The organism is Alicyclobacillus fodiniaquatilis (assembly GCF_042678105.1).
Lineage (GTDB): Bacteria > Bacillota > Bacilli > Alicyclobacillales > Alicyclobacillaceae > Alicyclobacillus > Alicyclobacillus fodiniaquatilis.
On the sequence record NZ_JBHUCX010000013.1, the window covers coordinates 26,329 to 41,083 of the forward strand.

A 14,755-nucleotide genomic window follows, 5' to 3' on the forward strand; every position below is an offset into this window, starting at 1 on the left:
AGAATGAAATTTATGCATGCTTTTCAAGCTAAATAAATTCTTGCGAGGCTTGCACATTTTAAAGTGGATCAAGTATTGGCGCCAGTTGAGCAGAGCATCAATTGCTTCAGAAAAACTGAACATGTCGCATCATTTGGCGATGGAGCCGGGGGTGAACGTGATCAGTCAAAAGATGAAAACCTTTTCGGTGAAAGCGGGTGTTAAATTTGCCAATCAAACAGGAGACACCAATGCGTGAGCTTCTTTTAATATCACAACAAGACAACGTAGCCACAGCGTTGCGCGATTTGAGCGCTGGCGAGGATGCGCGCTTTTTTGTGCAGGGAGAGGAGCAGTGTATTGCGATTCACGAGGCTATCCCATTTGGTCATAAAGTCGCCATCACAGATATCTCGCCCGGTGAACTCATTGTCAAGTACGGGGAAGTCATCGGTCGGTGTACGCAGGCGATTGCTGTAGGGCATCATGTTCACATTCACAATGTCGAAGGCATTCGCGGACGTGGCGATTTATCACAAGGAGATGAAACGAATTGACCGCCAAAACATTTATGGGTTATGTGCGCGCAGATGGATCTGTCGGGACGCGAAATCATGTTTTGGTGTTGCCGTCTGTACTGTGCTCCTCGGTGGTCTGTGAGCGCATCGCCGAAGCGGTAGAAAATTGCATCGCTGTGACGCATCAGCACGGCTGTAGTCAGATTGGCGCTGATTCAGCGCAAACGACACGGATGTTGAAAGGACTTGGCATGAATCCAAATGTTGCTGGCGTGCTTGTGGTCAGCCTGGGCTGTGAAGTGGTCGATGGGGAAGCGATGGCGCAGGTAATTGCGCAGTCAGGCAAGCCCGCGGCATTTATTCGCATTCAGGATGTCGGTGGCTCTGTCAAGGCGATTGAAGCAGGCATCAAGGCGGCCAATGCCATCAGTCAACAAGTCAAAGCGCTACAACGAGAGTCGGTGGGCATCGAACATTTGCGCCTTGCCGTAAAGTGGGGAGACGGACTCGACGGTTTTTCAGGGGCAGCGACAGATTTGGTCGAGCTTGTACGAGACATCTGCAGCGCAGGCGGCGGTGTGTGCATGGGGGAGTTGGAGAAGGTGATGCACAGTGTGGAGGACACCAAGATTCCAGCGCTTGAGCAGCTTCGCCAGCAAATGACGAAAAGACAAGAACTGCTCATCAATGTTGCTGAACCTGCTATGCAGCGTGTGCGCGCCTACGCGCCGACACTTGTTGCCCCAGCCTATCCGGATGTGTTTGACATGCCCATTGCCAGTGTGCGCCAGTACGCGGAACAGATAAGCGGCGGCGGGTTGCAATTCATGGATTCACCGTGCAGTGACGTGGAATGTATTTCTGGGTACGCGGCAGGCGGCGCGAATGTCGCTTTGTTCTTCAGCGATGGCGGTTCGCCGGTGGGCAATCCGGTGATGCCCGTGGTGAAAGTATCAACGGCAAATGTGGATGAAATCTGGCGCGATCACGTCGATTATACAATTTCATCCGTCGACGGACAGGTAGATGGAGCATCTTTGTTTCACCATTTGTTGAAGGTGGCATCTGGTCAACTGACCGCTGCGGAACTGCTTGGCCACGAGGAGTTTGCCATTCATCGGATCGGCATCAGCCTATAAGTGAATGTGTGGCCTTTTGGTGATGTTTGGCTGATGGGATGCAACTGGGGAGGAAAGTATGATGATCGATCACTTTATGGGATACGTTCGCCCAAATGGCGCAGTGGGCATACGAAATCACGTCCTTGTGATTCCGACGAGTGTGAATGCGAATCATGTGGCGATGCGGATTCAGAAACTTGTATCGGGGACTGTGGCATTGACGCATGAACATGGTGGGATACAGGATGCGGTCGATGCAGTGCGGACATTTCGCATTCTCGCGGGCGTTGGATCAAATCCGAATGTCGGCGCCGTTTTGGTTGTTGGTGTGCGCGAGGAGGATACCATTCCTGCTGCGGCATTGTCCTCAGCCATCGCAAGCACAGGGAAACCGATACGCACCATTGTCATGGAAACGTGCGGCGGGACCATTCGCGCCATCGAACAAGGGATTCAATTGGCGCAAGAACTTGTGCGCATGATCAAAGACGAAACGCGCCAAGCAGTTGGTGTGGAGAAATTGATCATCGGCAGTAAATGCGGCGGATCGGACACCACTTCGGGGTTGGCGTGCAATCCGGCGCTCGGTGAAGCGATGGATCTGATGGTGCAGGCTGGCGGGAGCGTTGTTTTCAGCGAGACGACGGAGATCATCGGCGCTGAGCACATTCTCGTACAGCGCGCGAGATCAGAGGCTGTGGCGGACAAATTGCTCTTTTGTGTGAACCGGTTTGAGCAGGCGGTAGCGCATGCAGGCGCTGATATGAGAGGCGGCAACCCATCGCCAGGGAACATCGCAGGTGGGTTGACCACGATTGAAGAAAAATCGCTTGGCTGTATCAGCAAGGCCGGAACGGCCACATTGGAAGGCGTGGTTGAGTACGGCGAGCCGATTACAGGAAAGGGCCTATTTTTCATGGATTCGCCCGGCAATGACATTGAGTGTGTATCGGGGATGTTGGCATTGGGCGCACAACTGGTCTGTTTCACGACAGGGCGCGGCACACCGACAGGCTCCCCCGTTGCGCCGGTCGTCAAGTTGTGTGCCAATCCGAGAACATCGCAGAGAATGAGAGACAACATTGACATTGATTTAGGGGATGTGTTATTAGGGAAGACATCGATTGAACAAGCCGGACAATCGATTTACGAGTACATCATCTCTGTCGCCTCTGGAGACAAAGTGAAGGCCGAGATTCTCGGGCATCGGGAATTCAGCATCAATCGCGTGGCGGTCAGTCATTGACCGCTGCTTCCCAATCGGTCGTGAAATATTTTGATGGCCCATGAATTTCTTTTTCCTGCGTCAAGACAGCGAGCGTAGACTCTTGTTTTACGGTCGTAAACGCATCGCCTGCAATCAGCGCGCCGTCTTGGTCGCAGAACAGGGAAATGTGCCCCGGTGTGTGTCCAAGCGTGTGAATCCAGCGCCATTGGGGCAAGTTTGGCACACAGCCATCCGCAGGCAGAGCTTGGACATGATCACCGAGAGCTATGCTGTGATGTGGATAGAGGGGCGAAATCAGGGCCATCAGTCCGCTCCGCTATTGCAAATTGTTTCTGCAAGCGATATGATGAGATTCGTGCAAAGTTGATTAAATTAGTCATGTATAGATTCAACGCTGTAAGAAGGTGAGCGTTTGTTCGTTCGCAAGCAAGTTGAACAATTGGTGAAGCAAATCGCATTTCCAACAGAGTTAAGCGATAAGGTCATGGCGTTATCTTCGGCGAAGCGGTTCGGGTTGGAGACTTGTGTGAATGAAGTCATGTCTGGCGTTCAGTTTTCTTCTGACGTGATATTTCAGGCAATTTGCAGTCTCGAAGGAGAGCTCTGGATTCGCGCCGATGTATATGTCAGAATAGGGAAGGCGATGCGGCCTGTCGTCTTGTTTGATTCGACAGAACCATGTCAAGACATGAGTTCGAATGACGTTGTCAGCATGTTATGCGCAGTGATCGAAGAAATTGAATTGGAGTTGACCACTTTGCGCAGCGAAGGTCTAGAAATTGCGACATGTGAAGATTTACGCCAAGCATGGTGTGCAGTCGATATAGAACAAGATGTAAGCAAAATTCAACATTAGGAGTCGTGATGGATTCATGTCGAGAAGAACCGGAGCTAAACATAAACTATGTCGTACAGTTGGACAACCATTGTGTGGGTCGCCAAAATGCCCTGTGCACAAGCGTCCTTATCCGCCAGGCCAGCATGGCCCGACGAAACGCACGCGTCGCAGCGAGTATGGCACACAGTTGCTTGAAAAGCAGAAACTGCGCCATATCTATGGCGTACAGGAAAAGCAGTTCCGCAAATACTACGAGGAAGCTGCGCGCCGCACGGGCATCACGGGTGACAACTTGGTCTTCTTGCTGGAGACGCGGTTGGACAACGTCGCATATCGTCTCGGCTTTGCCCAGACATTGGATGGCGCTCGTCAATTGGTCAACCACCGCCATGTGACTGTGAACGGCAAAAAAGTGGACATTGCTTCTTATCATGTTAAGCCTGGTGATGTGATTGGATTGACAGAGCGCGGCCAACAGATCCCGGTCGTGCGCGAAAGCCTTGAAAGTCGTCCAGCATCGGCGCCTTATTTCTCATTTGACGCAAACACGAATACAGGCGTGTTGGAGCGTCTGCCAAATCGGGAAGAGGTTCCGATTGTGGTCAACGAGACGTTGATTGTCGAGTTTTACTCTCGCTAATTGATAGACTGTATCACAATACAACGCAATCGACTGTTGAAGCTGCCGAACGCTGTTTGGCAGCTTTTGTTTTTAGGGCGTATAGATATGCGCTACAATACTAGTTGGACTGTCGGTTGCAGTATTGTCGCTATCGTTTAGACACACAAATCAATCAAAGTGGCGCACCATCAAAGCGCGCCAACGGAAGTTTCATCCACGATGTGGATGAGCGTCTAGAGCGGAAAATGGGAGGATGGCACATGGCACAGGACTGGGGCAATCGAGATGTGGCAAGAAATTGGGATGCGAAGGGGAGCGAACACAATCCGTCTCGCGGCGAACAATTGGATATTTTAGTTACCCTTTTGGAGAAGATGATGCGGCCAAACACATGGATGCTCGACTTGGGATACGGTTCTGGCCAAGTAGAGAAGTTGATCTTCGAGCGTATTCCACAAGCGCGCATTGTCGGAGTGGATGGCTCACGTGAGATGATGAACATCGCCGCTGAACGTTTAACTGCCTATTCGGACCGATTTGAGTCCATACAGTACAACTTGGCGGATTTCCCTTCTCTCATCTTGCCTTCACATCCTTATCAATTTGTCATCGCCATTCAGTCGCTGCACCACTTGGCGCGCGAGGATATGCAAGCCGTCTATCGCCGAATTTACGAATTGCTTGAGCCAGGCGGCGCATTTCTCTTGCTTGATCGGATGCGTGTGGAGAATGCGCATGTCTGGCAGGTCCTGCACCATGTCTGGCAGCGTCAGGATGCTCTGTACCAATCCACCGTGGCAGAGCACGAAGGCGAAAGTTTTGCGGATCATGAGCGGATCGTGCTTGGACGCGGGGATTATCCGGTACTGTTGGATGAGCATTTGGCTTGGTTGAAACAAATCGGCATGGATGCCGTATGTGTCCATTTGCACGGCAACCGTGGGCTGGTTGTCGGCGTGAAGCCTGAGTAACACGAGCGCTGGTGGAGGATGGTCAAATCAAAGCTTGGCCATCTTCTCCGCCAAACGGCCAATGACTGCTTCCGTGGTGAATTCGACTGGTGGCATGAAATGCGCGTCGCGGTTGCTGAGACATTCTAGGATAGCAGAAGCGATGCCTTCCTGATCGTGGGGGCTGACCACGTGATGACCGTATTTGCGCAAGATGTCGGATGCGGTGCCTATGAGGTCTGTGATGCCCAAAATGGGTTTTCCCGCGCCCAAATAGTCAATCAGCTTGGATGCGAGAAACGGATTGATCCCGTTCGCCGAAGGGGCGTCAATCAGCAATAGGACATCTGACTCGGCCATCCGTTGTAAACTCTCGAAATAGGAAACCTTCGCTTGTTGGACGGGTAAGGGAGATTTGGCCAGCATATCGGTGAATTTCTGCTCGACATTGCCGAAAAAACGCACTTGGATTCCATCCGCCAGATGCGGTTGGCGCGCAATGACTTCGCGCAATCCAGCAAGAAACGGAGCTGGTGACCGCTTGCCATAAAAATCGCCAAAGTAGGCAAAGGTGACGGGCGATTTGCCGTCGGCGGGCTTGTTTCTCTTTGCTTGAAATAGTTCTGGTACGTAATGATGAGGTAAGAGCAAACTTTTTCTTGTGATGTCATTTGTTTTGTATGTATCAGTATACATACCCAGTATTTCTTTGGTCGGAAAAATCAGAACATCCGCATGCTGAATGACACGGCGTTCCCAAAGACGATCATACGCTTTGCGGAATGGGCTGTGATGTTGGTGGTATGGGTTGTTGGTCCACGGATCACTAAACTGGGCAACCCAAGGCTTGCGCAATTTCTGCCTGATTTGATATGCAAGAATATGGCTCGCTGCAGGTTGGGAGCGGCTGTAAATCACATCGCAGTGCCGGAACAGCGCAAAATTTGCGCGGGCTTGCATCGTCCACAGATACGTTTCATCAGCAAAGTAGCCCACCCCTTTTGTCAGCGCTTTGCTTGCAAGCGCATTCCAGGGTTTCCACGCCCGGCTTTGGACGACATGGACGTTTGCGGGCAGGGACATTTGCGCATCGGTTCGATCCCGCCTTTGTCCACGGGCTGTCAAGACATCTATGTCATAGTGAAGGCTCAGTTCACGTATGGTTTTCCAGACGAGGATGGACTCTGCATTGAGGACCGGGGGCATATGGTATGAGACGAGCAAGATTTTCTTTTTCATGATTGGAATGTTCCTGATATCCCCCATGCATCGTTTGAGCTGTTCAAACGAAACGGTGAATGCGGAACATCGGGAAACGCTCCCTTCAAAAAAGTTCGATAGACCGCCATGTGTGATGCGTCCCGTACCAACAGCGTCATGAGGATGCCAGTCAGTCAAGGCATCGCGGATGGGCGTTGCACCAGGGTGCTGATTCATTTACAGGGTAGCATAGATTCTATGACATAAAAATATCATGTGTAATTTAGGTGATAATAATCTAATGAACAAAAGAGTCATTTCCATCATGGCTGCGGGCCATCTCATCAATGATTTTTTGAATGGCGTACTGACCGCCATTCTGCCGTTACTTGCTGTTCAATTCAAATTGTCTTATGCCGAGGTTGGTATTTTGACCATGACTTCGAGCGTGTCCTCATCTTTGGTCCAGCCGATATTTGGCTATATTTCAGACAAAAAAGGTAGCCCGTGGTTGCTGGCATTCAGCGCCTTGGCATTGGGCTTGGGGCTGGTGTGGATTCCATTTGCGCCTTCTTTTCTGCTGTTGCTGCCAGCAGTGGTGTTGAGCGGCATCGGTTCAGCCGCGTTTCACCCGGATGCGAGCCGGGCTGTCTATTTTGCAGCAGCGGATAAACGTGGTTTGGCGCAATCTGTCTTTCAGGTTGGCGGCAATTCGGGGATTGCGCTCTCAGCCTTGGCGCTGTTGTTCCTCGGGCATGTGGGGATGAACGGGACCATCTGGTTCATGTTGCCGAGCGTGTTGTCGACAGTGATGATGATCACGCTGGCACGTTGGTTTTCCACACGTTTGTCCGAGTATCGGAAAAATCGGAGTGCGGCGACGTCTGCTGCAGCCAACCAGGGGAAAGCGTCGAAGGGTGGACTCACATTATTGGTTGCCGTTGTGACTGTCCGGTCTTGGATCACCTCTGGCATCACCACATTTGTTCCGTTATACGTCATACATTTCTACGGGGTGCTCACAGCCAATGTTTGGCTGTACACGTTTATTTTCTTGTTGTTCGGCGCTTTTGGCACCATGGCAGGTGGACCGATGGCAGATAAAGTCGGTCAGCGCAATGTCATTCGCATGTCGATGATGGTTTCCACCCCACTCGCTGTGCTGTTGCCCTATCTACCGCAGTCTTTGCTTCTGGTCGATCTCGCCGCGCTTGGCTTTTTCCTGTTGTCGACCTTTGCCGTTACGGTCGTGTACGGCCAGGAGATGTTGCCGGGCAATATCGCCATGGTTTCCGGTCTGTTGATTGGTTTTGCTGGCGGCGTAGGTGGGATTGGCACGATGCTGCTGGGGGATTTGGCAGACAGCATTGGCCTGCGCTTGACGCTGGAATGGGTTGTCTGGATCATGCCTTTGGCGGCGTTGTGCACACTGTTTCTTCCTATGGATAAACACCGTCGTTGGCAGCCGCCTTTGGAGCAACGCCCTACAGTCGCAAAATAAGTCATTTTGAACAAGGTGCTGATGAGCGTGTATGTAACTTGGATAGTAATTGGTCTGTGTTTGCTGCTGGCGGTGTTTTATCTGACCGCCGTCCTGCCGACAAGGTGGCTGAAAGTGGAGCGTGTGCGCATTCCGCTGGGAACTGGACTGAAAATCCTCCAAATCAGCGACTTGCACGTAGAACGCAATCGCATCCGTCCGAGCGCGCTAGCGGCAGTCATCCAGCGCGAGCATCCAAATTTCATCTGTCTCACGGGAGATTACTTGGATAAAGATTCATCTTTTGTCCTGCTGGCGCCTTTCTTGAAAATGATTCAGAGCACACAAGTCCCCGCTTATGCGGTGTTGGGCAATCACGATTATTTCCTGCCGCAGCCATCCAAGTTGAAGCGCCTGCTCAACGAGTTTGGCATCACGGTGCTGGTCAATCAGACGGCGAGATTGGACAAAATCAATCTGGTGGGCATCGACGATTTTGATTCGGACCACAGTGATGAAGCGGCGGCGTTTCAAGCGGTTGAAAAAGGGAAGCCCATTGTCGTGATGACACACGATCCAACCATCACGCTTTATATGAAACAGCGATTTGACTATCTGTTTGCTGGGCATTTGCATGGAAAGCAGTTTAATATCCCTTTTTTGTTTCAACTCAAAAATATGGGGCCTTTAGCCGCTTCAGGCGTTTACAAAGGCGTTCATCAAAATGAATTGGGGACATTTTATATCTCCAAGGGCGTCGGTCAGTCCGGATACAATTTCCGGTTCCTGGTCCGCAGTGAAGTTACCGTGCATGAGCTGTAGATGCTAATCAGGAAATATTGCGATTGAGCAGGAATGAGGAAGACGTACAGTGTTAATCACGAACTACAAAATACTGAACCGCTTTGCGAAGAAAGGGCAGATTCTGTTTGTCGGCTCTTCACTCATGGAGCAGTTCCCAATTCACGAAATGCAGCACACGTTGGCTTTGGAACGCATCATCTACAATCGTGGCATCGGCGGTTTTGTGACAGCGGACTTACTGCAGCACATGGAAGTGTGCATCTTCGAATTGGAGCCTACAAAGATGTTCATCAATATTGGCACGAATGACATCGCTTCAGCTGACGGGGATTACAGTCTATCGCGGCTCGTTTCCAACTATGATAACATCCTGACACAAATCTCGGGGAGATTGTCCAACTGCAAGGTGTACGTGATGGCCTATTATCCCGTGAACGCAGATGCTGACTTCCCGGGTATAGATGTAGCGCAAAAGTCGCTACTCTTTAAGACGCGCACCAATTCAGCCATTCGCGAAGCCAATGAGGCAATCGAGGAACTGGCTTTGCAGCATGGTTGTGAGTTTATCGATGTGAACGAAGGACTGTTTGATGAGCAGGGGAATTTGAGAGCGGAATATTCCGTCGATGGGATTCACATGTGGGCAAATGGGTATGCCGTGATTCTCGGCAATTTGTTGAAGTATTTGTAGAACACGTTGGAATAAGGAGGGTGAGAATTGCCACAGACGCATTCACGTATCATTGCCGGACGCAGGTGCATCTGGTTGACGGAAAGACTTTGGGACCTTGTCAAGGAATTGCCCGTGAAAGAAATTGAAGTCAGTTCGATTAAAGAGTTGGATCAAGATTGCTGGTTCGGAGATAGGCATATTCCAACCGTTCGAAAAGTGGCCGACCATTGTAGGCGTATACTGGAAGCGGATCTTTCTTATCCAATCATCCTAAATGCCGATGGATATTTGATGGACGGTGGACACCGACTTTCGAAGGCCCTCATTCAAGGGGCGATTCGAATAAAAGCGGTACAGTTTGAAACCATGCCTGAACCAGATCACATTGAGCCGTTAAATTCAGGAGAAGTAATATGATTTTTTTTGATGTCGACGAGACGTTATTGGACTTCAAGGCGTCAGAATATCTCGGAGTTAAAGCGCTTTTTGAAATGTATTGCACTCATTTTGATCACAATGAGTCAGCATTTTATTTCCAATGGTGTGAGATCGGAAAACGACATTTTACTAGATATCTGTCAGGCGAGTTAACATTTGAAGAACAGAAAATAGCACGAGTCAAAGCGCTATTCGGGTTGGTCGGCCTCAAACTGAATGACACGGAAGCACTAGCGATTTTCAATGTGTACCTCACTCATTTTCAGGATAACTGGAGACCTTTTGACGATGTGATCCCCTGCCTCAAGGAACTCGAAGGTCTACGCTTAGGGGTCATAAGCAATGGAGATTTCGATCAACAGAACTCGAAGTTAATCAAGATGGGCATCAGAGATTGTTTTGAGTTGGTCGTCACAGCTGGAGATGTAGGCGTAGCGAAACCGGATGTAGCGATTTTTCAAACTGCATGCGGACGTGCAGATGTATCGCCAGATAATTGTGTCTATATCGGCGATAATTACGTCAGTGATATATTGCCTTGTGCGCAGATAGGTATGAAAGGCATATGGCTGAACCGTAAAGGCATTATGGAACATCGCTCTGAAGATGTTCTGCAAATCCAGAATCTTTCAGAATTGGCGAGTTACTTATCATGTTATTATCCATGATCTATGCAGTGGTTCCCAAAGCAGGTATTGGATGAGGGTCTCTGCGGTGAAAAACAGTGTCAAGTGCACATGAATATGATTCTTATTTGATGAATGGTCGTTCAACATTCCTAGTGCCTGTTTCACTACAAGCAACAATCAATCTTGTGAACTTTATATGACTTGGAACGACTTCGCCTGATATTCAATGTTTTTTAAAGGTGCAGGGAATAGGGTGGATTCATGGATCAAATTCCAACATTGCATAGCAAAGGAGCCGAATCATGAAACACTTGGTACGTATGGGGCGAACTTTGATTGCTTACTGTATGGGGAATCCAGTAGCACTTGCGATTGCACAATTTCAACAAACCTTAGAGAAGATTCGCTATTCAGGAAGCGAAATATGGACGATGTCTGATGAGGCAGGAATCGTTCAGAAGGATAATCGATGGTATGTGTGGGTGAAAAAGTACATTAACAACGACAAAATAGAAGGTAAGATCTATGAAAACTCAAGTGTTCTCGATGTTTTTGACACGTTGAATTTCGTCATGCCATGGTTGGAGGCTGCGGAACGCATGAGAATTGTTCGTCAAATGAGACATGTAAATTGTTTCGAATGAAAAAAATAATGACTCAGGGCGACACGATGAATATTCGCGCGCCTGGGGAGTTGGTGATGTACGAATTGGCATGTAGTATTTTGTCTTGAACAACTGGTGAAACTGTTCGTAGCACCACGAGACACAAAAGGAACTAGGGCTGTAAATGCCACTGGTTCCTTTTGTTTTGTTCAATAGCGCGATACCCGCTGTAAGACCGATTGTTCGTAATTGAGAAGAATTCTCGTAATCACCATTGAGAAGAATGGAAATTTTTGAGGAAATATGCGGAGACCTATTGGGCTCGTATTTTTTATGAGCCAAGATAATTGGACGAGTGATACTGCGTTTTACATCCGGAATTTGGATTAGAATATGTTTTTTCACGTCTTGTTAGCGGTACCCTGGTTAAAGCAGATCGGATGTCATTGAGAGGATTTGCTACAATATCGAACAGACATGATTGTATGCGTATGTGTTCACCACGAAGGGTGATATGATTAGTACATTTAAGTAGAATGGGAATTCGGAATGAGCGTTTGGGAAACTTCTACAACACGCTGTTCAATTTATTTCTTCTATGTGGTTTGCACTGACCTCTCGCGTGCATACCATAGTCCATTTTTAAACGAGCATTTAAAATCTATCAAGGATGGTGAAATTGTGAATATTTCAGTAAGCAAAGTAATTCGTGGCTCCTTTGAAACCTCTTTAGGCGTATTGCTGATAACTGCAGGGTTTAGCGTATTCATGCCCACCGCGCTAGCAGGTACATTGGCTGCGCCGCCCGTAGTGAACGGCTGGGTGCAAGTTTCAACACTCAATCAACTGGTGTACATTGACGAGAACCAGAGTAGTGTGATTTCAGCAGGATCGAATACTACATATTTGAATGCCCACATTGAACTCATGAACGATATTGACCTTACGGATTATTCGGGGTGGTTGCCGTTTGGTGGTAATTCCTCCGCTCCGTTCGGCGGCGTGTTCAACGGCCAAGGATTCACCATTCAAAATCTTACAGTCAATAATACTACTGGCAATGAAGCTGGTTTGTTTGGTTCAAACACAGGCACGGTAGAAAATATAGGCTTGGTAAACGTGTCAGTCACAGGCCCCGATTTTCCATCACCGGGTGATGAAGTCGGAGGGCTTGTGGGCTTACAAATAGACGGCGTGATTCAAGACGCATATGTCAATGGGGTGGTACAGAACGATTCTTACAGCGGTGGGAACGATTTCGCCGTATCGGTTGGTGGGTTGGTTGGAGAAGAGGATGGTGGACTCATCCAGAATGCGTATTCCACAGCCACGGTAAGTCAGGGAACGGATGACTATCTTACTGGCGGAACAGAGGATTTTGGTGGGGCGGTCGGGTTGGTTTCCGGAGGAACGATGCGGGATGTGTACGCAACTGGGCAGGTTTCGACCGGCCAAAGAAACAATTATAGTGGTACCGCAGTTCATTTTGGTGGATTGGTGGGGGAACTGGGGAACGGGAGCATCAACAACTCCTATTTCGATACTGACGCGACGGGCCAGAGTCTTGGAGTTGGCAACAACAGCTCCGCATCCGGCGTGACCGGAGAGTCGACACCGGTCATGCAAACGGAATCCACTTATACATCTGCTGGGTGGGATTTTGTCAAAACCTGGGGGATATCATCGAGCATCAACAATGGATATCCATATCTTAAACAACCAACCGCCGTGACCAACGGTGGCGGAGGTCCTGTTCCTCCGTTCATCAACACGGTTTCTTTCATGGAGGATGCAAAGGTCGGTACACCATACTCGGCTCAACTCGTTACAACTGGCGGAACACAACCTTTCACATGGAGCGTGACCAATGGCGCCCTACCTCAAGGATTAACCTTAAGCAATCAAGGGGTCATCTCTGGCTCTCCGATTGGATTAGGCGGTCAGTATACATTTACTGTACAAGTGACGGATGCCAATCATTTAAAGGCAACACGTCAGCTCGTGCTGACGGTGGATGGCCCGACTTCGTACCCTTCAATCGCGACGACGAGCCTCGCGCCGGATACGGTAGGGCAACCGTATGACCAGACGCTTATGGCAACGGGCGGAACTGCGCCGTACGAGTGGCACATTGCACAGGGAACATTGCCGACTGGACTCAGCTTTAATTCGAACACGGGTGAGATCACTGGGGCAGCGACGACGAGTGGAGTATCCAATATCACAGTACAGGTGACAGATGCAGGCGGAATGATTTCAACGCAGACACTTCCGATAGATATTATTAAGTCGGATGAACGTGAAATTGTGTGGAATGGCCAAATTCAAAATGTACCCGCAGTTGTGGGTAACGAGGGTGGAACGCAGACGACGTATATGCCGATCTGGTACGTGATGCAGTGGCTGAAGTCGATGGACATTCAGAGCACGTGGAATGGTCATCAGTGGCAAATGACGAGTTCGTCGCAGGTGGACTTGACGAACGTGCAGGCGGGATCGGGAAACACGAGCATCTACCTGAACGGGACGCTGGTGCAGAATGTAAACACCAAAGCAGTGGTCGATCCGTCATCAGGTAAGCCGACCACATACATGCCGATTTGGTACGTGGAGCAGATTCTGAACCAAGTCGGTCTGACGAGCACATGGGACGGCATGACGTGGACGGTGACTCCGTCGAACAGTTAATGTGTTACGTTTTGAATAGCAGGTCTCGCTTTTGTGAGACCTGCTATTTTATGAGGAAATCCAACAGCAAAGCCACTTGGACAAACGGATAGGAATACTGAATAAGATGCGTTTTGAACTATGGAAGGATGGTGCTTTAATTTTGCAACTTGATGATTCAAAATGGGTGTTTTCAGTAATCATCGAAGAGGGCAATAAATGAGATCCTTACGATCTGATTGCAGGTGGGGCACCTGACGCCATATGTATATAAAGAAGTCAATGCTATTGTGTTTCTTTGAGATCCTTAGCTAAAGTCCCCCATTACCTGTATAGTTCAGCGATGAAACAAGTGCACAACAGCATCAAGCAATATCCATATACCGAGCAATCCAAGGACAATGCCTGCTAAATTGCGAAGTGGCGTTATTAGCTAATCTTAGCATATACTTCATCTTCTACCCTGTAGTCTGCGAGCAGTTGGTCTGTGTTATTTATCTGGTTTTCCAATTCCCAGTCAATGGTTCTTTGTAGACCTTCGAAAAACGACACGGTCTCCTTAAAATCCAATTCGGTTCGTATGCGATCAGAACTAACGACCCAATGTTGTTCCATGCGAAAATCCCGAAGCATGTTTTCCGGCAGGAAGCCTGAATCAACTTCGACGATCTGACCCGTCCAACCCAACAGTTTGCCTAGAGCAACCACCCGCTCCATAGTGGCTTGTCCCCAATCAGACTTTCTACTTGAGGCGTATTAACATCATGGCGACTAAACACAAGGACGTTGTGACCAAGTTCTATCAGTCTTTCGACGATGTAAGTCGCTATAAAACCTGTTCCTCCAATGACTGCGATACGCATTCGCCCACCTCCTATCCCGGAGTATAATTCTAAATAATAAAACATCATAGGAGGCAATATGTCCTTGTTAAACTTAAGGACACGAATCTCCAAGCGTAAGCCCTTCGAAAACAAATACATGCGACAAGGTGTATATATGC

Annotated in this window: 16 protein-coding genes and 1 pseudogene; 13 read left to right on the plus strand and 4 right to left on the minus strand. The window is 49.1% G+C overall.

Annotated elements, in window-relative coordinates; all coding sequences use genetic code 11:
- The first annotated feature begins 230 nt into the window (after nt 1–230).
- The 3 genes from ACFSB2_RS03205 to ACFSB2_RS03215 all read left to right on the plus strand — a co-directional run bounded on the left by ACFSB2_RS03205 (nt 231) and on the right by ACFSB2_RS03215 (nt 2,864).
- Nucleotides 231–536 (plus strand): UxaA family hydrolase, encoded by a 306-nt coding sequence (locus ACFSB2_RS03205; RefSeq protein WP_377941206.1) that lies wholly within the window; start codon nt 231–233, stop codon nt 534–536.
- A complete protein-coding gene (locus ACFSB2_RS03210) occupies nt 533–1,636 on the plus strand; it encodes a UxaA family hydrolase (protein ID WP_377941207.1) in 1,104 nt (367 codons plus the stop codon). The genes ACFSB2_RS03205 and ACFSB2_RS03210 overlap by 4 nt, the downstream gene beginning before the upstream one ends.
- 61 nt (nt 1,637–1,697) lie before the next feature.
- Complete coding sequence (locus ACFSB2_RS03215; RefSeq protein WP_377941208.1) at nt 1,698–2,864, plus strand: UxaA family hydrolase; 1,167 nt, start codon at nt 1,698–1,700, stop codon at nt 2,862–2,864.
- A 1-nt stretch (nt 2,865) separates the two neighbouring features.
- Here the strand turns inward: ACFSB2_RS03215 and ACFSB2_RS03220 are convergent.
- Nucleotides 2,866–3,156 (minus strand): annotated as a pseudogene (locus ACFSB2_RS03220) (MBL fold metallo-hydrolase); the annotation flags it as partial.
- Between the two features lie 102 nt (nt 3,157–3,258).
- Here ACFSB2_RS03220 and ACFSB2_RS03225 point away from each other — a divergent pair.
- The 3 genes from ACFSB2_RS03225 to ACFSB2_RS03235 all read left to right on the plus strand — a co-directional run bounded on the left by ACFSB2_RS03225 (nt 3,259) and on the right by ACFSB2_RS03235 (nt 5,277).
- Nucleotides 3,259–3,702, plus strand: coding sequence for a hypothetical protein (locus ACFSB2_RS03225; protein WP_377941211.1), 444 nt, complete (start codon nt 3,259–3,261; stop codon nt 3,700–3,702).
- Nucleotides 3,703–3,718: 16 nt separating this feature from the next.
- The gene (gene rpsD / locus ACFSB2_RS03230) at nt 3,719–4,324 is read left to right on the plus strand and encodes a 30S ribosomal protein S4 (protein WP_377941213.1); all 606 of its coding nucleotides are present in this window, start codon (nt 3,719–3,721) and stop codon (nt 4,322–4,324) included.
- Between the two features lie 242 nt (nt 4,325–4,566).
- Nucleotides 4,567–5,277 (plus strand): class I SAM-dependent methyltransferase, encoded by a 711-nt coding sequence (locus ACFSB2_RS03235; protein WP_377941214.1) that lies wholly within the window; start codon nt 4,567–4,569, stop codon nt 5,275–5,277.
- Between the two features lie 27 nt (nt 5,278–5,304).
- Here ACFSB2_RS03235 and ACFSB2_RS03240 read toward each other — a convergent pair whose 3' ends face one another.
- Nucleotides 5,305–6,495: a glycosyltransferase gene (locus ACFSB2_RS03240; protein WP_377941215.1), complete on the minus strand. Its 1,191-nt coding sequence runs from the start codon at nt 6,493–6,495 to the stop codon at nt 5,305–5,307.
- 262 nt (nt 6,496–6,757) lie between these two features.
- Between ACFSB2_RS03240 and ACFSB2_RS03245 the strand changes: the two genes are divergently transcribed.
- The 7 genes from ACFSB2_RS03245 (at nt 6,758) to ACFSB2_RS03275 (ending at nt 13,773) form a co-directional block, all read left to right on the plus strand.
- Nucleotides 6,758–7,957: an MFS transporter gene (locus tag ACFSB2_RS03245; protein WP_377941217.1), complete on the plus strand. Its 1,200-nt coding sequence runs from the start codon at nt 6,758–6,760 to the stop codon at nt 7,955–7,957.
- Nucleotides 7,958–7,984: 27 nt separating this feature from the next.
- Nucleotides 7,985–8,758, plus strand: a complete 774-nt coding sequence (locus ACFSB2_RS03250) for a metallophosphoesterase (RefSeq protein WP_377941218.1) — start codon at nt 7,985–7,987, stop codon at nt 8,756–8,758.
- Between the two features lie 49 nt (nt 8,759–8,807).
- Entirely contained in the window at nt 8,808–9,431 is a 624-nt protein-coding gene (locus tag ACFSB2_RS03255) for a GDSL-type esterase/lipase family protein (RefSeq protein ID WP_377941221.1), read from the plus strand.
- Nucleotides 9,432–9,458: 27 nt separating this feature from the next.
- Nucleotides 9,459–9,830: a hypothetical protein gene (locus tag ACFSB2_RS03260; protein WP_377941222.1), complete on the plus strand. Its 372-nt coding sequence runs from the start codon at nt 9,459–9,461 to the stop codon at nt 9,828–9,830.
- Nucleotides 9,827–10,519, plus strand: a complete 693-nt coding sequence (locus ACFSB2_RS03265; protein ID WP_377941224.1) for an HAD family hydrolase — start codon at nt 9,827–9,829, stop codon at nt 10,517–10,519. The genes ACFSB2_RS03260 and ACFSB2_RS03265 overlap by 4 nt, the downstream gene beginning before the upstream one ends.
- Before the next feature lie 263 nt (nt 10,520–10,782).
- A complete protein-coding gene (locus ACFSB2_RS03270) occupies nt 10,783–11,124 on the plus strand; it encodes a hypothetical protein (protein ID WP_377941225.1) in 342 nt (113 codons plus the stop codon).
- Between the two features lie 642 nt (nt 11,125–11,766).
- Entirely contained in the window at nt 11,767–13,773 is a 2,007-nt protein-coding gene (locus ACFSB2_RS03275; RefSeq protein WP_377941226.1) for a putative Ig domain-containing protein, read from the plus strand.
- Nucleotides 13,774–14,181: 408 nt separating this feature from the next.
- Here the strand turns inward: ACFSB2_RS03275 and ACFSB2_RS03280 are convergent, their stop codons facing one another.
- Both ACFSB2_RS03280 and ACFSB2_RS03285 read right to left on the minus strand, forming a co-directional pair.
- Complete coding sequence (locus ACFSB2_RS03280) at nt 14,182–14,469, minus strand: hypothetical protein (protein WP_377941227.1); 288 nt, start codon at nt 14,467–14,469, stop codon at nt 14,182–14,184.
- Nucleotides 14,448–14,735 (minus strand): NAD-dependent epimerase/dehydratase family protein, encoded by a 288-nt coding sequence (locus ACFSB2_RS03285; protein ID WP_377941524.1) that lies wholly within the window; start codon nt 14,733–14,735, stop codon nt 14,448–14,450. The genes ACFSB2_RS03280 and ACFSB2_RS03285 overlap by 22 nt, the downstream gene beginning before the upstream one ends.
- Nucleotides 14,736–14,755 lie beyond the last annotated feature (20 nt).

Excerpts from the sequence above, each read along its gene's own strand:
- ACFSB2_RS03245 (WP_377941217.1), top strand. The coding sequence starts at position 6,758 with ATGAACAAAAGAGTCATTTCCATCATGGCTGCGGGCCATCTCATCAAT.
- ACFSB2_RS03205 (WP_377941206.1), top strand. The coding sequence starts at position 231 with ATGCGTGAGCTTCTTTTAATATCACAACAAGACAACGTAGCCACAGCG.
- ACFSB2_RS03215 (WP_377941208.1), top strand. The coding sequence starts at position 1,698 with ATGATCGATCACTTTATGGGATACGTTCGCCCAAATGGCGCAGTGGGC.
- ACFSB2_RS03280 (WP_377941227.1), bottom strand. The coding sequence starts at position 14,469 with ATGGAGCGGGTGGTTGCTCTAGGCAAACTGTTGGGTTGGACGGGTCAG.
- ACFSB2_RS03240 (WP_377941215.1), bottom strand. The coding sequence starts at position 6,495 with ATGAAAAAGAAAATCTTGCTCGTCTCATACCATATGCCCCCGGTCCTC.
- ACFSB2_RS03265 (WP_377941224.1), top strand. The coding sequence starts at position 9,827 with ATGATTTTTTTTGATGTCGACGAGACGTTATTGGACTTCAAGGCGTCA.
- rpsD (WP_377941213.1), top strand. The coding sequence starts at position 3,719 with ATGTCGAGAAGAACCGGAGCTAAACATAAACTATGTCGTACAGTTGGA.
- ACFSB2_RS03270 (WP_377941225.1), top strand. The coding sequence starts at position 10,783 with ATGAAACACTTGGTACGTATGGGGCGAACTTTGATTGCTTACTGTATG.
- ACFSB2_RS03235 (WP_377941214.1), top strand. The coding sequence starts at position 4,567 with ATGGCACAGGACTGGGGCAATCGAGATGTGGCAAGAAATTGGGATGCG.
- ACFSB2_RS03285 (WP_377941524.1), bottom strand. The coding sequence starts at position 14,735 with ATGTATTTGTTTTCGAAGGGCTTACGCTTGGAGATTCGTGTCCTTAAG.